15 protein-coding genes and 4 tRNA genes are annotated in these 13974 nt (G+C 41.5%); 11 read left to right on the forward strand and 8 right to left on the reverse strand.

Translation table 11 applies throughout. The annotated features are described in order from the left end of the window. The first annotated feature begins 10 nt into the window (after positions 1-10). Genes SPUTW3181_RS06755 through SPUTW3181_RS06765 form a run of 3 tightly spaced genes read left to right on the forward strand, consistent with a single transcriptional unit; the run spans position 11 to position 1761 of the window. Positions 11-652: a DUF2878 domain-containing protein gene (locus tag SPUTW3181_RS06755; RefSeq protein ID WP_049824072.1), complete on the forward strand. Its 642-nt coding sequence runs from the start codon at positions 11-13 to the stop codon at positions 650-652. A 3-nt stretch (positions 653-655) separates the two neighbouring features. Continuing rightward, entirely contained in the window at positions 656-1228 is a 573-nt protein-coding gene (locus SPUTW3181_RS06760; protein WP_011788654.1) for a chalcone isomerase family protein, read from the forward strand. Further along, positions 1216-1761, forward strand: coding sequence for a DUF3833 domain-containing protein (locus tag SPUTW3181_RS06765; protein ID WP_011788655.1), 546 nt, complete (start codon positions 1216-1218; stop codon positions 1759-1761). The genes SPUTW3181_RS06760 and SPUTW3181_RS06765 overlap by 13 nt, the downstream gene beginning before the upstream one ends. A gap of 120 nt (positions 1762-1881) precedes the next feature. Here SPUTW3181_RS06765 and SPUTW3181_RS06770 read toward each other — a convergent pair whose 3' ends face one another. Further along, positions 1882-2226 carry a DUF3634 family protein gene (locus SPUTW3181_RS06770; RefSeq protein WP_011788656.1) on the reverse strand — a complete coding sequence of 115 codons (345 nt, stop codon included), beginning with the start codon at positions 2224-2226 and terminating at the stop codon, positions 1882-1884. 154 nt (positions 2227-2380) lie between these two features. Here SPUTW3181_RS06770 and SPUTW3181_RS06775 point away from each other — a divergent pair, with 154 nt between their 5' ends. Continuing rightward, positions 2381-2566: a hypothetical protein gene (locus SPUTW3181_RS06775; protein WP_011919688.1), complete on the forward strand. Its 186-nt coding sequence runs from the start codon at positions 2381-2383 to the stop codon at positions 2564-2566. Between the two features lie 321 nt (positions 2567-2887). On the opposite strand, the gene SPUTW3181_RS06780 is transcribed toward SPUTW3181_RS06775, so the two are convergent. The 4 genes from SPUTW3181_RS06780 to SPUTW3181_RS06795 all read right to left on the reverse strand — a co-directional run bounded on the left by SPUTW3181_RS06780 (position 2888) and on the right by SPUTW3181_RS06795 (position 3765). Then, positions 2888-2963: transfer RNA gene (locus SPUTW3181_RS06780), tRNA-Thr, on the reverse strand. A gap of 44 nt (positions 2964-3007) precedes the next feature. Beyond that, positions 3008-3083: transfer RNA gene (locus SPUTW3181_RS06785), tRNA-Phe, on the reverse strand. A gap of 486 nt (positions 3084-3569) precedes the next feature. Continuing rightward, positions 3570-3645, reverse strand: a tRNA-Thr gene (locus tag SPUTW3181_RS06790). Positions 3646-3689: 44 nt separating this feature from the next. Then, positions 3690-3765, reverse strand: a tRNA-Phe gene (locus SPUTW3181_RS06795). A gap of 388 nt (positions 3766-4153) precedes the next feature. On the opposite strand from SPUTW3181_RS06795, the gene SPUTW3181_RS06800 reads away from it, so the two are divergent. Together SPUTW3181_RS06800 and SPUTW3181_RS06805 are read left to right on the forward strand one after the other, a co-directional pair. Continuing rightward, on the forward strand, positions 4154-4705 hold the full coding sequence (locus tag SPUTW3181_RS06800; protein WP_011788657.1) for a cytochrome b: 552 nt from the start codon (positions 4154-4156) through the stop codon (positions 4703-4705). A gap of 4 nt (positions 4706-4709) precedes the next feature. Next, complete coding sequence (locus SPUTW3181_RS06805) at positions 4710-5285, forward strand: YceI family protein (RefSeq protein WP_011788658.1); 576 nt, start codon at positions 4710-4712, stop codon at positions 5283-5285. Between the two features lie 87 nt (positions 5286-5372). On the opposite strand, the gene SPUTW3181_RS06810 is transcribed toward SPUTW3181_RS06805, so the two are convergent. Both SPUTW3181_RS06810 and mutY read right to left on the reverse strand, forming a co-directional pair. Further along, complete coding sequence (locus SPUTW3181_RS06810) at positions 5373-5651, reverse strand: oxidative damage protection protein (RefSeq protein WP_011788659.1); 279 nt, start codon at positions 5649-5651, stop codon at positions 5373-5375. A gap of 2 nt (positions 5652-5653) precedes the next feature. Beyond that, positions 5654-6742 (reverse strand): A/G-specific adenine glycosylase, encoded by a 1089-nt coding sequence (gene mutY / locus SPUTW3181_RS06815; RefSeq protein WP_011788660.1) that lies wholly within the window; start codon positions 6740-6742, stop codon positions 5654-5656. Between the two features lie 200 nt (positions 6743-6942). Here mutY and trmB point away from each other — a divergent pair, with 200 nt between their 5' ends. The 5 genes from trmB to SPUTW3181_RS06840 all read left to right on the forward strand — a co-directional run bounded on the left by trmB (position 6943) and on the right by SPUTW3181_RS06840 (position 11275). Further along, positions 6943-7659 carry a tRNA (guanosine(46)-N7)-methyltransferase TrmB gene (trmB, locus tag SPUTW3181_RS06820; protein WP_011788661.1) on the forward strand — a complete coding sequence of 239 codons (717 nt, stop codon included), beginning with the start codon at positions 6943-6945 and terminating at the stop codon, positions 7657-7659. 48 nt (positions 7660-7707) lie between these two features. Then, positions 7708-8034, forward strand: coding sequence for a YggL family protein (locus tag SPUTW3181_RS06825; protein ID WP_011788662.1), 327 nt, complete (start codon positions 7708-7710; stop codon positions 8032-8034). Next, positions 8034-8948 carry a glutaminase B gene (glsB, locus tag SPUTW3181_RS06830; protein WP_011788663.1) on the forward strand — a complete coding sequence of 305 codons (915 nt, stop codon included), beginning with the start codon at positions 8034-8036 and terminating at the stop codon, positions 8946-8948. The genes SPUTW3181_RS06825 and glsB overlap by 1 nt, the downstream gene beginning before the upstream one ends. 179 nt (positions 8949-9127) lie before the next feature. Then, the gene (locus SPUTW3181_RS06835; protein ID WP_011788664.1) at positions 9128-9949 is read left to right on the forward strand and encodes a YggN family protein; all 822 of its coding nucleotides are present in this window, start codon (positions 9128-9130) and stop codon (positions 9947-9949) included. A 384-nt stretch (positions 9950-10333) separates the two neighbouring features. Continuing rightward, entirely contained in the window at positions 10334-11275 is a 942-nt protein-coding gene (locus SPUTW3181_RS06840; protein WP_014611022.1) for a LysR family transcriptional regulator, read from the forward strand. Positions 11276-11936: 661 nt separating this feature from the next. Here SPUTW3181_RS06840 and SPUTW3181_RS06845 read toward each other — a convergent pair. Next, positions 11937-13823 (reverse strand): DUF885 domain-containing protein, encoded by a 1887-nt coding sequence (locus SPUTW3181_RS06845; RefSeq protein WP_011788666.1) that lies wholly within the window; start codon positions 13821-13823, stop codon positions 11937-11939. Positions 13824-13974: the final 151 nt, after the last annotated feature.

Genomic DNA, 13974 nt, shown 5'->3' on the forward strand with positions numbered 1-13974 from the left:
GAGCGTTTACATGAAGCCCATTTTAAGTATTCCTAGCGACCGTTCAGCGTCTGCTTATGCTTTATTATCCCGTGACTGTCCTAAGTCTCGGGGATTTATCATTTATAATGCTGTCAGTTTTCAGCTGGTGTGGTGGTCTAGTGTACTTTGGCTGAATTTATCGCTTACTCTTACTATCCCATTATTATTACTGCATTTTATCTTGCTAATTGTACTGGGAAAACGTCAGTGCTATAAGCTTGATTGGATGCTAATCCTTAAACTCGCACCTATCGGAATGGCCATAGATACACTACTGGTGATTTTTGGGGTGTTTGAGTTTGCGGTATTCCCTTGGTGGCTCATTTGTCTATGGCTACATTTTATATTGAGTCTGCATTATAGCCTCGCGTTTATGCGGCATTGGCCCTTATTTTTACAAGTCATCATCGGCGGGATATTTGGTTGCCTGAGCTATGTGGCTGGCGCAAAAATGTCCGCGGTCGCTTTTCCCTTTGAACTTATCTCTACCAGCATAGTGCTTGCCATGATTTGGTGTTTACTCTTTCCCTTATTACTGCACCTTACGCATTCAAATAGCCTGATGGCTTTTAAGACGCTGTTATTGAGTTGCCAAAGAGTATTCAATCGTGGCACGGATAGAAGGTTATAACCTATGACGCTGAAAAAGTTAGTCTGTTTGTACTCTTACTTTGTATTTGTAGGAACTATGCCATTTGGGACATTATCTGCGCAGGATAAAGCCCCTCAATCTGCCAAGGCTATATCCGTTCAGCATTTGAACTCACCTTTGATTGAAGTTGGGCGAGGAGAGATGGATTGGCTATGGTTGAGTTTATACAAAGCGAAGTTGATGACTGCTACAGGACATTATCAACAGGAGCAGTACCCCCAATTATTAGAGATTGAGTATTATCGCGACATTGATTCTGAGGATCTTTTGCAAGCAACACGGGAACAGTGGCAAAAACTAGGATTTTCTAAGACCGATATTGAACGCTGGCTGAGTGTATTAGCGTCTATCTGGCCCGATGTAAAGCAAGGTGATTACTTGAGCTTTATGGTTATCGATGGGAAAACTAGCCAATTTTTTTATAACCAGCAACCGCTTAATATGATTGATGATGCGCATTTTGCCCAAGCTTTTTTAGCCATTTGGTTATCACCTAAAACAAGCCGCCCGAGTTTGAGGGCACAATTACTCGGAGAAAAATCATGCGACTGTTAAAACACTTTTTGGGGCAAAAATGGATTTTGGTTTTATTGATGATTACGGGGCTTTCGAGTTGTTCATCGGTTGAGGTGACTGATTACCAAGAGACTCATCCAAAACTTATTTTGGAGTCCTTTTTTAATGGCCCACTAACTGCATCAGGCATAGTGCAAAACTTCGGTGGTAAAGTGATCCGCAAGTTTAATGTCATTATGGAAGCGAGTTGGCAAGGGGACATCGGGGTTATTAAAGAATGGTTTGTTTACGATGATGGTGAAACTCAAACCCGTGTGTGGCATATAAAAGCTTTAGGTAATGGGCGATATACAGGCACGGCCGATGACATTATTGGTACTGCTCAAGGTCAATCTAGTGGCAGCGCACTGCGTTGGAAATATGACATGCTATTACCTGTGGACGGCGATGAATACCAAGTTCATTTCGACGATTGGATGTACTTAGTCAATGATAATACTGTTATAAATCAGAGTGATATTATTAAGTTTGGTGTCACAGTCGCTAAGGTGACTTTAGTGATTCAAAAGTGAATCTTATGGTCTAAATTGAGTTTAACAGTATTGTTTAGCTAAAAATAAGCAAAGTGCTTTTAGGATAGGTAGCAACCTCAATTATCTCACTTGAGGTTGCTAGTATAACGGGGTAAAAATCTAGCCAGCTTGACGACTATTATCGATAGATTTTTTATCGTAATACTCAAAAGGAAATAAATTACGGATCCTCTGCTTAACATTGTCACTCACATTGGCGGAAATATGTAAGCGCACGTCTCCTGATTTTTCAGCCCTAACAGTACAAGTGAGTTTTTCGGCTTTAGCGATTTGGCGGCACTCTTTTTCAAACCTTTCAGGGATCTTGCCCTTATGCTGAGTCATGCGCCCATCTTTAAAATGCATTTCAAAAATTGTCATACCTTTTTTATTGCTAAAAATCAGTTTGTAAACGAGAAATAAGCCAATAACGACAAAAATGAGTTTAAAAATATTGGCAGTCATAATGCCTCCTATATTTATATCTGTAGGACAAAGATACTCTGTAGTCACTTGTTTTAACAGTGCGCTAACACGCAAATTCGGGCTGGTAATAATTCTATGCTAGTCTAAAATTCAAAGGTGATGGAGAAACAACCTCTAAGTTAAGGAAAACATTATGCACCTATCAAATGCTGAACGTTGGTCGTTACTGTGTAAAAAACAAATAGAAGTTATTGATAACCTTGCAACTCAGTTTCCTGAAAGAAAGGTTAACTTGAATGAATTAAGTCAATGCTGGCGCCATGTACAGCACCAAGTTCAGGTTGGTGATAGGCCAATACCCTTTGAGTTAATGAAATAATTGCTTGGATAAGTGCATTTTTATTGAGTTGTTTATATGGTACTGGCACCAAGAGTCGAACTCGGGACCTACTGGCGTTATCGAGAGTAAGTCAGTTGCGATTCCCTATTGATAACGGATGTGTTTATGCAAACGACAGATACAATAAAGCCACTCAGTGAGTGGCTTTATTGTTTATATGGTGCCGGCACCAAGAGTCGAACTCTGGACCTACTGGCGTTATCGAGAGTAAGTCAGTTGCGATTCACTATTGATGACGGGTGTTTTTATGCAAACGACAGATACAAAAAAGCCACTCAGTGAGTGGCTTCATTGTCTATATGGTGCCGGCACCAAGAGTCGAACTCGGGACCTACTGATTACAAGTCAGTTGCTCTACCAACTGAGCTATGCCGGCGTAAAGCATTATAAAAAACTCTAGTGAGCTTATTACTTTAAAAGTGGTGCCCGAACCCGGAATCGAACCAGGGACACGAGGATTTTCAATCCTCTGCTCTACCGACTGAGCTATTCGGGCAACTAAACTAAGTGTTAGTTAACTACTTTACACTAAAGCGTAAAATACGCTGTCTGTTCAAAGTTCGCGTATAATATAGTGCTCGCTTTAGCTGCGCAAGCCCTTTTAAAGTGACTGATTAACTATTAAACAAAATTGGAGCATTTATTTTATTCTTACATTCTTCACGTATGTCGCTGTTGAAGTTTTCAGCAATCTTGAGGTTACAAATATTCTTTAAGGTTTAAGTATCCTTGCTTATTTCGTTTTTTGGGATAAGTCAGTTGCGATTCCCTATTGATGACGGGTGTTTTTATTCAAACGACAGATATAAAAAAGCCACTCAGTGAGTAGCTTCGTCGTTATATGGTGCCAGCACCAAGAGCCGAACTCGGGATCTACTGGCGTTATCGAGAGTAAGTCAGTTGCGATTCCTTATTGATGAAGGGGATTATATGCAAACGACAGATACAAAAAAGCCACTCAGTGAGTGGCTTCGTCGTTATATGGTGCCGGCACCAAGAGTCGAACTCGGGACCTACTGATTACAAGTCAGTTGCTCTACCAACTGAGCTATGCCGGCGTAAAGCATTATAAAAAACTCTAGTGAGCTTATTACTTTAAAAGTGGTGCCCGAACCCGGAATCGAACCAGGGACACGAGGATTTTCAATCCTCTGCTCTACCGACTGAGCTATTCGGGCAACTAAACTAAGTGTTAGTTAACTACTTTGGACTCGTTGGTTAAACCACATCGTCCGAAGTGCGGCTATATTAGCTAGGGTGTTTGAGCTCTGCAAGTGCTTTTTCCCAATAAATCACTCGTTCGGCTGTTTAATGCGCATCTTGGGTGTTTTTTATCTTTTATTCTGCAAATTCAGCTCATTTTCATTCGTTTGCTGTGTTTTTTAAATCAGATGGATACTGATGTTTACTATAGCTTTGTTCCCATTAATCCTGGTTTTTGACTTAATTTCTAAAATTTAGAAAGATATTAGCGATTTTTGCGGCTTTTAGTTTTTAAATTTAGACTTATGATAATGGATATTGTTTGATAGGTAATATGGGATAACGCGAGTATGGAGAGACTCTATGTTTCGAAATAGTAAATTAGCTTATGGAATACCCGCTATTGTTATTCATTGGATCAGTGCGTTAGTTGTGATTGGGTTATTCGCCGTAGGTGTGTGGATGGTGGAGTTAACCTACTACAGTACTTGGTACAAGACTGCACCGCATCTACATAAAAGTATTGGGATTCTGTTATTGGCGGCGACAATATTTCGTTTGGTATGGCGCTTAGTTAATCCTAGGCCTGCACCTGAGGCAAGCCATAAACCGTGGGAAAAGACGGCCGCACATTTGGCGCATTTTATTATTTATGTCTTGCTCTTTGTCATCATGATCGCTGGCATTTTAATCTCAACCGCAGATGGCCGTGGTATCTGGGTGTTTGATTGGTTTGAACTACCAGGATTGGGACTTTTGTTTGCAAACCAAGCTGATATCGCGGGTGATATTCACCAATATGCGGCTTACAGCTTGATCGCGTTGGTCGTTATTCACGCCGCGGGCGCATTAAAACATCACTTTATCGATAAAGACACCACCCTACTTAAAATGATTAAATTTAAACGAGGATAATATAATGAAAAAGCAACTGTTAAGCGCACTGATTGGTGTATCTCTATTGGTTCCTATGGCGGCTTCTGCTGCAGATTATGTGATTGATACAGAAGGTGCTCATGCTTCTATTACTTTTAAAGTAAACCATTTAGGTTATAGTTATGTGGTGGGGCGTTTTAATGATTTTAGCGGTGATTTTAGTTACGATGCGGCTAAACCAACAGCGATGACTGTAAATGTTACTGTGAATACATTAAGTGTCGATTCAAACCATGCTGAGCGTGATAAACACATTCGCGGCGAAGATTTTCTTAATACTGGCAAATTCGCTAAAGCGACCTTTGCATCTACTTCGGTGGAAGATAAAGGAAATGGCGATTTAGTGATTAACGGTAACTTAACTTTAAATGGTGTGACTAAACCATTAGCGATCAAGGCCCATGCTGTGGGTGAAGGTCAGGACCCTTGGGGTGGCTACCGTGCCGGTTTTACGGGCACAACCACTTTTGCGATGAAAGATTTCGGTATCAAGATGGATTTAGGTCCAGCATCTAGCCATGTTGAGTTAGATCTAGTGGTTGAAGGCGTGCGTAAGTAACTCTTTATTCTGCCATTTAGATAAACAAAAAGCGCCGAAAGGCGCTTTTTTGTAAGCTTTATATTTAGAGTCGACTAACGAACAGAATTAATCTTGGTCTTTTTCTGGTACAAAGCCTTCAATTTCAACATCTTTACCTTCAAATAGGAAAGAGGTCATTTGTTCTTCAAGAAATTTACGATCATCAACATTCATCATGTTGAGTTTTTTCTCGTTGATCAGCATGGTTTGCTTTTTTTGCCATAGGCCCCAAGCTTCTTTGCTGATGTTATCAAAAATACGTTTACCTAAATCACCTGGATACAGTTGAAAGTCTAGGCCGTCGGCTTCTTTATTTAAATATACGCAATTGACTGTACGCGCCATGATTATTCCTTACTGACTGCGGATTGAACGAGTGATCCCAAATTGGCTAGCACGCGCTCGGTGGCTGCGGCCAGTCCCACTTTGGAAGGATGACTTATGTTATACCAGAGAGACTGGTTTTGTTCCATGACGCCCATCATTTGACTGTTATTTTGCGTCTGATCTAAATTAAGCATCATTGGCTGAATATCTAAATGAAAGTGGCTAAATGTGTGTCTAAAGCCTGTTAACCATTCGAGCTGTTGGGCATCGAAGCCTTGCTCTTCAAGATGAGTTTCAAGTGCATCTTGAGTAGCGAATTCAGGGAAGCACCAGAGTCCGCCCCAAATTCCCGCTGGCGGACGTTTAGCTAAAAAGACTTGGTTGTCTTGCATCAGCACTAACATCCACGCCGCTTTGGTGGGTATGGTTTTTTTAGGCTTTTTGCCAGGGAAATCGGTTTGTCTGCCAATCAGTTGAGCTTTGCAATCAATCGCCACAGGGCAGACGGCGCAGTTAGGTTTACTACGAGTGCAAATACTGGCGCCTATATCCATCATGGCTTGATTGTATTTCTGAATATCTTGCTGCGGCGTCAATGTATCCGTTAGTTGCCAAAGCTGTTCTTCAACCGTTTTTTGCCCTGGCCAACCAGCAATGGCGCCGTGTCTTGCTAACACGCGTTTTACGTTGCCATCGAGAATGGGGTGATGTTGCCCAAGCGACAGCGATAATACTGCGCCTGCTGTTGAGCGGCCGATGCCGGGTAGGGCGAGCACTTGCTCAAAATCCGTTGGAAATAATCCTTGATAATCGTCGCGGATCATCTTGGCCGCTTTATGCAGATTACGCGCCCTAGCGTAATAGCCAAGGCCGTTCCAATGATGCAACACCTCATCGTCTGGCGCGTTAGCGAGTGCTAACACATCGGGGAAACGCGCCATAAATTTAAGATAATAGGGAATAACAGTCGCAACCTGAGTTTGTTGCAGCATGATTTCAGAAACCCATACGCGATATGGGGTTTTATCTTGCTGCCAAGGGAGAGTTTTACGACCGTGATTGTCGTACCAAGAGACGATACGTGTAGCGAAGGAGGCTGTAGATTTCATCGGCGCAGTGTAGCGGCAGTTATCTTCTTAGACAAGCTCAAAAGACACGTGAATAAAGCCTAAAAAGCCAAAAATCGCTGCTAAATTCGCACTCTTAAATAATCTTGGTATACTTTCGCCCCATTAGTGCTTGCACTGTATGTTGAACTTTGGATAATGCCCTTCTTTTATGATGGTGCTGTCCACTAGACGAGGCAAAAATGAGCGAAGTCACTACCGCTGAATTTAATGAAGAAGGCAAGTATCTGCGCAAGATCAGAAGCTTTGTCCTGAGAGAAGGTCGCTTAACTAAAGGCCAAGCCCAAGCTATTGAAAGCCAGTGGCCAACAATGGGTTTAGATTACAGCCCAGTGCCATTAAACCTTAGCGAGGTTTTTGGTCGTGAAGCCGATACTGTGCTGGAAATTGGCTTTGGCATGGGTGCCTCTTTAGTACAAATGGCAAAAGATGCACCGGAGCAAAATTTCATTGGTATTGAAGTACATAAACCGGGTGTAGGCTCTTGCTTAAGTGATGCTGCCATTGCCGGTGTGACTAATTTACGTGTATATCATCACGATGCCATGGAAGTATTAGAACATGCGATTGCTGACGGCTCATTAGCTCGAGTGCAATTGTTTTTCCCCGATCCTTGGCATAAAAAACGTCACCATAAGCGCCGCATCGTACAAGCTGAATTTGCCGAACTTGTTCGTAGCAAGCTAAAAATTGGTGGTGTGTTCCATATGGCCACTGACTGGGAAGAATATAGCGAGCATATGCTCGAGGTAATGAATGCGGCGCCCGGTTATAAAAACCAATCGGTCGATGACACCGTTGTGCCACGTCCTGATCATCGCCCACTGACAAAGTTTGAAGCCCGCGGCCATAGATTGGGTCACGGTGTATGGGATCTGATGTTTGAGCGTATCGTTTAATCACGAACTCAATTTTAGCTAATTTTAAACACAAAAGGGAAAATCACTATGGCAACTAATCGTAGCCGTCGTTTACGTAAGAAAATGCGCGTCGATGAATTCCAAGAGTTAGGTTTTGATATGACTTGGACTTTTGATGCATCTGTATCTGAAGCCGATATCGATGCAACGGTAGATAAATTTATCGACGAAGTGATCGAAGCCCGCAAATTAGGTTTTCACGGCGGCGGCCACATCGAATGGGAAGGCATTATCGCCACCCAAACGATTGGCAAATGTACCGAAGAAGATATTGCTGCAGTTAAGGCATTCTGGGCGACTCAAAAAGTGTCCCAGGTTGAAGTTAGCGAACTGTACGATATTTGGTGGGGTTAATGCCCGAGTTGGCATTACTTGAGGAAGTGGTCGAGAAAGTTCGACCCTTGCTCGGCCAAGGAAAAGTTGCAAATTATATCCCCGCACTGGCTAGCGTTGATGCTGGCAAATTAGGCATTGCCGTCACGACTGTTGATGGTGAAACTTTAGGTGCGGGCGATTACCTTGAGCCGTTTTCGATTCAAAGTATCTCTAAAGTTTTCAGCTTAACCTTAGCGTTAACTTTATATGAAGAAGCCGAAATCTGGAGCCGTGTTGGCAAAGAACCTTCGGGCCATTCCTTCAATTCTCTTGTTCAAGTCGAGTTAGAACGTGGCAAGCCGCGCAATCCCTTTATCAATGCTGGCGCGTTAGTGATTGCTGACTTATTGCAGAGCCGTTTAGGTGCGCCTAAACACAGAATGCTTGAGTTAGTTAGGCAACTCAGCCAAAACGATAAAGTGTGTTTTGATAAACAAGTGGCAGATTCAGAATATCAGCATAGTGCGCGCAATGCGGCTATCGCTTATTTGATGAAGTCGTTTGGTAATTTTCAAGGCGATGTTGATACTGTGCTGCGCACTTATTTTCATTACTGCGCCCTAAAAATGAATTGTGCTGATTTATCTAGGGCCATGTTGTATTTGGCGAATCGCGGCAAAACTGTGGATGGCACTGAGCTGATTTCTCAAGTTCAAACTCGGCAACTTAACGCTCTGTTGGCCACCTCGGGCTTATATGATGGCGCGGGTGAATTTGCTTATCGTGTTGGTATGCCTGGTAAAAGTGGCGTCGGTGGCGGTATTATTGCGGTTATCCCTGGCGAGTTATCGATTTGTGTTTGGTCACCAGAGCTTGATGAGAATGGCAACTCACTTGCGGGTACTGCTATGCTTGAGCATCTAAGTCAGCGTCTTGGGCGCTCTATTTTCTAGCTTCCCTCGTTTTTATTAGCGCTATTAAGCTAAAACTAGCGAATTTCGCCATGTTAGCATTAGCGCTAACTTTTCTATATTCATCATAATCAATACGTTAAAAAGTTGGCGTATATCCTGCTATAGCTATTTAGTGGTGTAGGTCTATTGAATTTCTCAGATTAAAGGATTGTTAAAAAATGAACATAAATAAGCTATTAACTGGATGTGCATTATCTGGCGTTATTCTAGGATTATCAGGCTTACCGTTAGCGCAAGCGCAAACAGAACTTAAAATCGATGAACGTTGCGATGTGTCTTTAAATTATGATGTTAAGGTTGAGCCTAAAAAATTAGTCATGAGTGAGAAGGGGGCTGAGAAGTACCGTATAGAAGTTGATAAGTTATTTGTAGAAGGTAAGCAAGTTAGCTTAACCGACAAGCAGAAAAAATTGGTTACTCAATATGCCGATGAAGTGTCGACTCAAGTGCCTGAAGTGATCGAACTTATCAATGAATCGGTATCTCTTGCATCAAAAGCTGTTGGCATGGCGTTAACCCCATTAATGGGTGATGCGGCTGGCGCTAAATTTGATCAAATGATGGTTGGTGTACAAAAGCGGGTAGATACAATTGCTTACAAGCAGGGTGATAGTTTTTATTTAGCGGCCACAGAAGAATCGATGCAAAACACTTTTAATGATGAGTTTTCCCAAGAAATGGAACAAATTGTTCAAAATTCTATCGGGACTATTATTATGACACTCGGTAGTCAAATAATGTCGGCTAATGGTGATTCATTTGAGGCGAAGATGGATGCTCTTTCTAAAAAAATGGACAACTTAGGCCAGGATATTGAGCAACAAATTGAAAGCCAATCTAAGGGGTTGGAGGCTAAGGCGGATCGTTTATGTGATCGATTCGAAAATTTACTCGTGCTTGAAAATCAACTGCGTAAAGAGATACCTGCATTAGCACCTTATGCGTTGACGCAAAACACTGTCAATCAAGTACGCCAATAAAGCATTGTGTAAGTTTTATTTCTGTTAGCGCTCAATAATGATTCTGCCCTAATCACGGTAATCGTATTAGGGCTTTTTTATTTGAGGATCACGACAATAGAGGGATTTAACGAGAGTCGACTTGATAACTTGATGTGAATTAGCACGGAATGTTACATTCTAAAGGCTAATGTTTGATATACTCCTAAAATATAATGAAAAGCTGGCAATTCAGCCAGATATAACACTCTACTTCAGCGGACTTTTTCGGTCGAAATCTCTGCAATAAATGCTTTTGCTATGAGATATTAATGCAATAGTGAGCGTTTAACTGTGTTTGTGCTGCGCTCTTGCATTATACCGAAAGTTAATATCATTGTCGTAAACTGCTTAAGGCTACTTTCCATGCTAGAACTGTTAGAACCTATTGCGATTTTTACTCATGTGGCTAGAGCTGGTAGTTTTAGTGCCGCCGCAAGAAGGCTTGGGATCTCTAAATCTAAGGTCAGTACGCAGGTCGCCGATCTTGAACATAGACTTGGTGTTCAGTTAATACAACGTACTACTCGAAGCTTAAGCCTGACTGAAGCTGGGCATTTATTGTATCTGCAAGGTGAAGAATTGCTTCGTGATGCAGAGCAAGCGATTGCTAGTGTGCACAATTTAAATGATGCTACCCGCGGAGTACTTAAGGTTGGAATTTCACAATCTTTTGGTGCAATGCATATTATTCCAGCCCTACCGTCATTTATGGCAAAACATCCTGAGCTAGAACTACAAGTCAGTTTACTTGATCATAAAGTGGATGTGGTTAGCGAAGGATTAGATTTATTACTGACTATGTCTGAGCAGTTACCATTAGGCATGGTTGCCAGACCATTAATGAAATGTCAGTTCCTCTTGGTTGCCTCCCCTGATTATGTTGCTAAGCACGGTGAGCCTACTCGTCCAGAACAATTAGTTGACCATAATTGTTTAGTTTACCAAGGTGAGTGGCATGAACACAGTATGTGGCAATTTAAGAAAGGAGATGATTACTGTGAAATTGGCGTCTCGGGTAATTTTAGAGTCGATAACGCTCCAGCATTAAAATCTGCTGCTATTAGTGGCTTGGGTGTTGTGTATTTAGCAAGTTATTTGATGGAAGATGAGATTACTAAGGGGACGTTAGTTCCTTTACTAAAAGATTGGCAATTAACTCACCATTTACCACTACAAGCAGTTTATCCTCGTCGTAAACATCTTGCGCCTAAAGTGAGTGCCTTTATTGAATTTATTAAAGACCATATAGGAAATCCACCCTATTGGGATATTCCCTATGCAGAACTGTTCAGTAAACGTCAGTAAAAATGGAAACATTGTTCTTGAAATTGCCCTAATTAGTTTTGCATAAGATTGACATTCTATCTTTTTGTTTTTTATCAGTGAGTTGAGCTTTAGGTGTCCATGTATTTAAGTTCGGTTTTTTAGCGGTTGCTAAAGTGAAAAGCTGAAAGTAACTTGAACTCTGTTCTTATCTGAATACAATGGTGGCAGATGATCTGGGATTACCTGAGTCCTATACTTTTATTGGAAATGACCCCTTTCGATTTTGGTATACAGGTTGGCAGAAATGCAATTCTAGATCACCGCCAACAGTGGTTTGCGAACTAAAACAATGTTGGCTTTTAAAACCATCATCCTAGTTTTTGGTTTACCTCGGCTTACTCGGCTGAGGTAATTTTTTTTATGATGGTTAAGTAATGGGGGAAACGAGTTTTGTCTCTCTGTACCCTAAAGTCACACCGAGTATTAAGTTCTCGACGTTAATACATCAAATAAAGTGATCCACAGTGAGATAGGGTTTTATTACCGAATGGGTAATAAATCCAATAAAAAAGCCACGAAATCGTGGCTTTTTTATTGGTTGTGAACCGTCCTAAATAGCGTTGACACTTTTCAAACTCATTTTGGAGAGTGTAATGACTTTAAAAGGAAAGACGAAAACCGCCTCCCTTAGACACTAATATTAGGCTTTGTTGACGCTGGCAATCCATTGATCGACTTGCTCTTCTAGCACATCTAAAGGTAGCGCACCGTTTGCTAAGACTAAAGTGTGGAAATCTCGAATATCAAACTTATCACCTAGTTGTTTTTCTGCTTTATGTTTAAGTTCCAATAACTTAATCATACCAACCTTATATGCCGTGGCTTGCGATGGCATAACGATGTGGCGCTCGACCATTTTCACTGCATCGGATTTAGCATTGGGCGTATTATCCACGTAATAGGCTATGCCTTGTTCGCGGGTCCATTGCTTGGCATGGATACCTGTATCGACGACCAAACGACAGGCTCGCCATAATTCCATTGCTAAGCGGCCAAAATCAGAATAAGGATCGGCATAGAGTCCCATTTCTTTTGGGAAGGACTCGCTGTATAAACCCCAACCTTCAATATAGGCGGTATAGCCTCCAAATTTACGGAACTTAGGGATGTCTTTAAGCTCTTGAGCGATAGCAATTTGCATATGATGACCTGGAATACCCTCATGGTAAGCGAGTGCCTCCATTTGGTATTTGGGCATGGCTTTCATATCATACAGATTCGCGTAATAACTGCCGGGTCGAGAACCATCGGGGGCTGGTTGTTCATAAAAGGCTTTGCCAGCGGATTTTTCTCTGAACGCCTCCACTTGCTTGACTATCATCGCCGCCTTCGGTTTTACTTTGAACACTTCATCTAAACGCGACTGAATATTATCGATGAGCTTAGTTGCCTCCGTTAAGTAAGCAGCTTTGCCTTCGGCGGTATTTGGGTAGTAGAACTGAGGAGCATCGCGCATAAATCCAAAAAACTCCTGTAGAGAGCCCTTATAATGTACTTTTTGCATAATAGTGCGCATTTCATTATGGATACGCGTTACTTCTGCAATACCGAGTTCATGGATTTGATCTGCGGTCATATGTGTTGTCGTAGTACGAGCTAATGCATTGTTATAAAATGCGGCTCCGTTTGGCAGCTTCCAAACGCCATCTCGAGTATCAGCTTGGGCAGCTAAAGTTTCTATATAATGTATCAGTTGGTTATAGGCAGGTTTTACCTTATCCACAAGGGCTTTCTCTGCTCCTGTGATGAGCGTCTTTTTCTCTTTTTCCTGAATATCTAAGGCATTGACCTTTTTACTAAAATCAGCGAGAAGGGCACTGTCGTCACCTTTGTCAAAAGGTGCGCCTTTGATGATGTTTTGACTGTCGGATATGACATAACTAAAGACAAACTTAGGTGCAATAATGTTCTTTTCTGCTCTAATCTCCAGCGCTTTTTTTAATTGATTTAGGCGCTTAGGAACACCATTTAAACGACTAATATAGGCTTGGGCATCACTGATATTATTAATTTGGTGCTGGTTAATTAAAAATGATGCAATCATTGAATGACCACCACGCATTTGATTCACTGGGTAATTATGGTAACGCCATTGATAGTCATCTATATCATTTTGTAGGTTTTGCTTAAGTAGCTTAAGACTTAGCAGTGTTTGTGGATCTAACTTAGTTGCATCAAGTTGATTAACTTCCGCAAGCTGTTTTTTCGTGCGGAGCAATTTTATCGCATCGGCCTCATCGCCTATGTCATCCCATTTATCATAATCCTGTTTGATCCCCATATAAGTCTGAGCAATGGGACTCGCCATAATGTTCTCCATAAAAATAGCTTCAAAGAGAGCATTGGCTTTTTCGGATTCTGTTTGAGTTGTGGATTGTGTCGGTTCACTGGCATTTAGATGTACCATTGCTGCCGGCGCAGCTTGTACCGATAAAGCCATTGCAGCCGATAGTGCTAGGGTGACTAAACTGATTTTAAGGTTTAGCTTTTGGGATCTTTCCGTATTTGTTGTCGTTGTTATTGGCATGATTTGGCTTCCCTAGGGTTAGATTATCTAATTCTAAAGAAGCCAAGCAAAAATGTGTGGATATTAATGTTAGAAAATGTGTTAGTCGTAAAAGCATTAACTTAGATAATTAACAGTTAAGCGTTTGAAATTAAATAATTTTAACTTTTTC

Origin of the sequence: Shewanella sp. W3-18-1, from assembly GCF_000015185.1 — a bacterium.
Classification (GTDB): Bacteria; Pseudomonadota; Gammaproteobacteria; order Enterobacterales; family Shewanellaceae; genus Shewanella; species Shewanella putrefaciens.

What these genes read in the sequence shown, in the direction of transcription:
- SPUTW3181_RS06755 (WP_049824072.1), top strand. Translation starts at nt 11, where the DNA reads ATGAAGCCCATTTTAAGTATTCCTAGCGACCGTTCAGCGTCTGCTTAT.
- SPUTW3181_RS06760 (WP_011788654.1), top strand. Translation starts at nt 656, where the DNA reads ATGACGCTGAAAAAGTTAGTCTGTTTGTACTCTTACTTTGTATTTGTA.
- SPUTW3181_RS06765 (WP_011788655.1), top strand. Translation starts at nt 1,216, where the DNA reads ATGCGACTGTTAAAACACTTTTTGGGGCAAAAATGGATTTTGGTTTTA.
- SPUTW3181_RS06770 (WP_011788656.1), bottom strand. Translation starts at nt 2,226, where the DNA reads ATGACTGCCAATATTTTTAAACTCATTTTTGTCGTTATTGGCTTATTT.
- SPUTW3181_RS06775 (WP_011919688.1), top strand. Translation starts at nt 2,381, where the DNA reads ATGCACCTATCAAATGCTGAACGTTGGTCGTTACTGTGTAAAAAACAA.
- SPUTW3181_RS06800 (WP_011788657.1), top strand. Translation starts at nt 4,154, where the DNA reads ATGTTTCGAAATAGTAAATTAGCTTATGGAATACCCGCTATTGTTATT.
- SPUTW3181_RS06805 (WP_011788658.1), top strand. Translation starts at nt 4,710, where the DNA reads ATGAAAAAGCAACTGTTAAGCGCACTGATTGGTGTATCTCTATTGGTT.
- SPUTW3181_RS06810 (WP_011788659.1), bottom strand. Translation starts at nt 5,651, where the DNA reads ATGGCGCGTACAGTCAATTGCGTATATTTAAATAAAGAAGCCGACGGC.
- mutY (WP_011788660.1), bottom strand. Translation starts at nt 6,742, where the DNA reads ATGAAATCTACAGCCTCCTTCGCTACACGTATCGTCTCTTGGTACGAC.
- trmB (WP_011788661.1), top strand. Translation starts at nt 6,943, where the DNA reads ATGAGCGAAGTCACTACCGCTGAATTTAATGAAGAAGGCAAGTATCTG.
- SPUTW3181_RS06825 (WP_011788662.1), top strand. Translation starts at nt 7,708, where the DNA reads ATGGCAACTAATCGTAGCCGTCGTTTACGTAAGAAAATGCGCGTCGAT.
- glsB (WP_011788663.1), top strand. Translation starts at nt 8,034, where the DNA reads ATGCCCGAGTTGGCATTACTTGAGGAAGTGGTCGAGAAAGTTCGACCC.
- SPUTW3181_RS06835 (WP_011788664.1), top strand. Translation starts at nt 9,128, where the DNA reads ATGAACATAAATAAGCTATTAACTGGATGTGCATTATCTGGCGTTATT.
- SPUTW3181_RS06840 (WP_014611022.1), top strand. Translation starts at nt 10,334, where the DNA reads ATGCTAGAACTGTTAGAACCTATTGCGATTTTTACTCATGTGGCTAGA.
- SPUTW3181_RS06845 (WP_011788666.1), bottom strand. Translation starts at nt 13,823, where the DNA reads ATGCCAATAACAACGACAACAAATACGGAAAGATCCCAAAAGCTAAAC.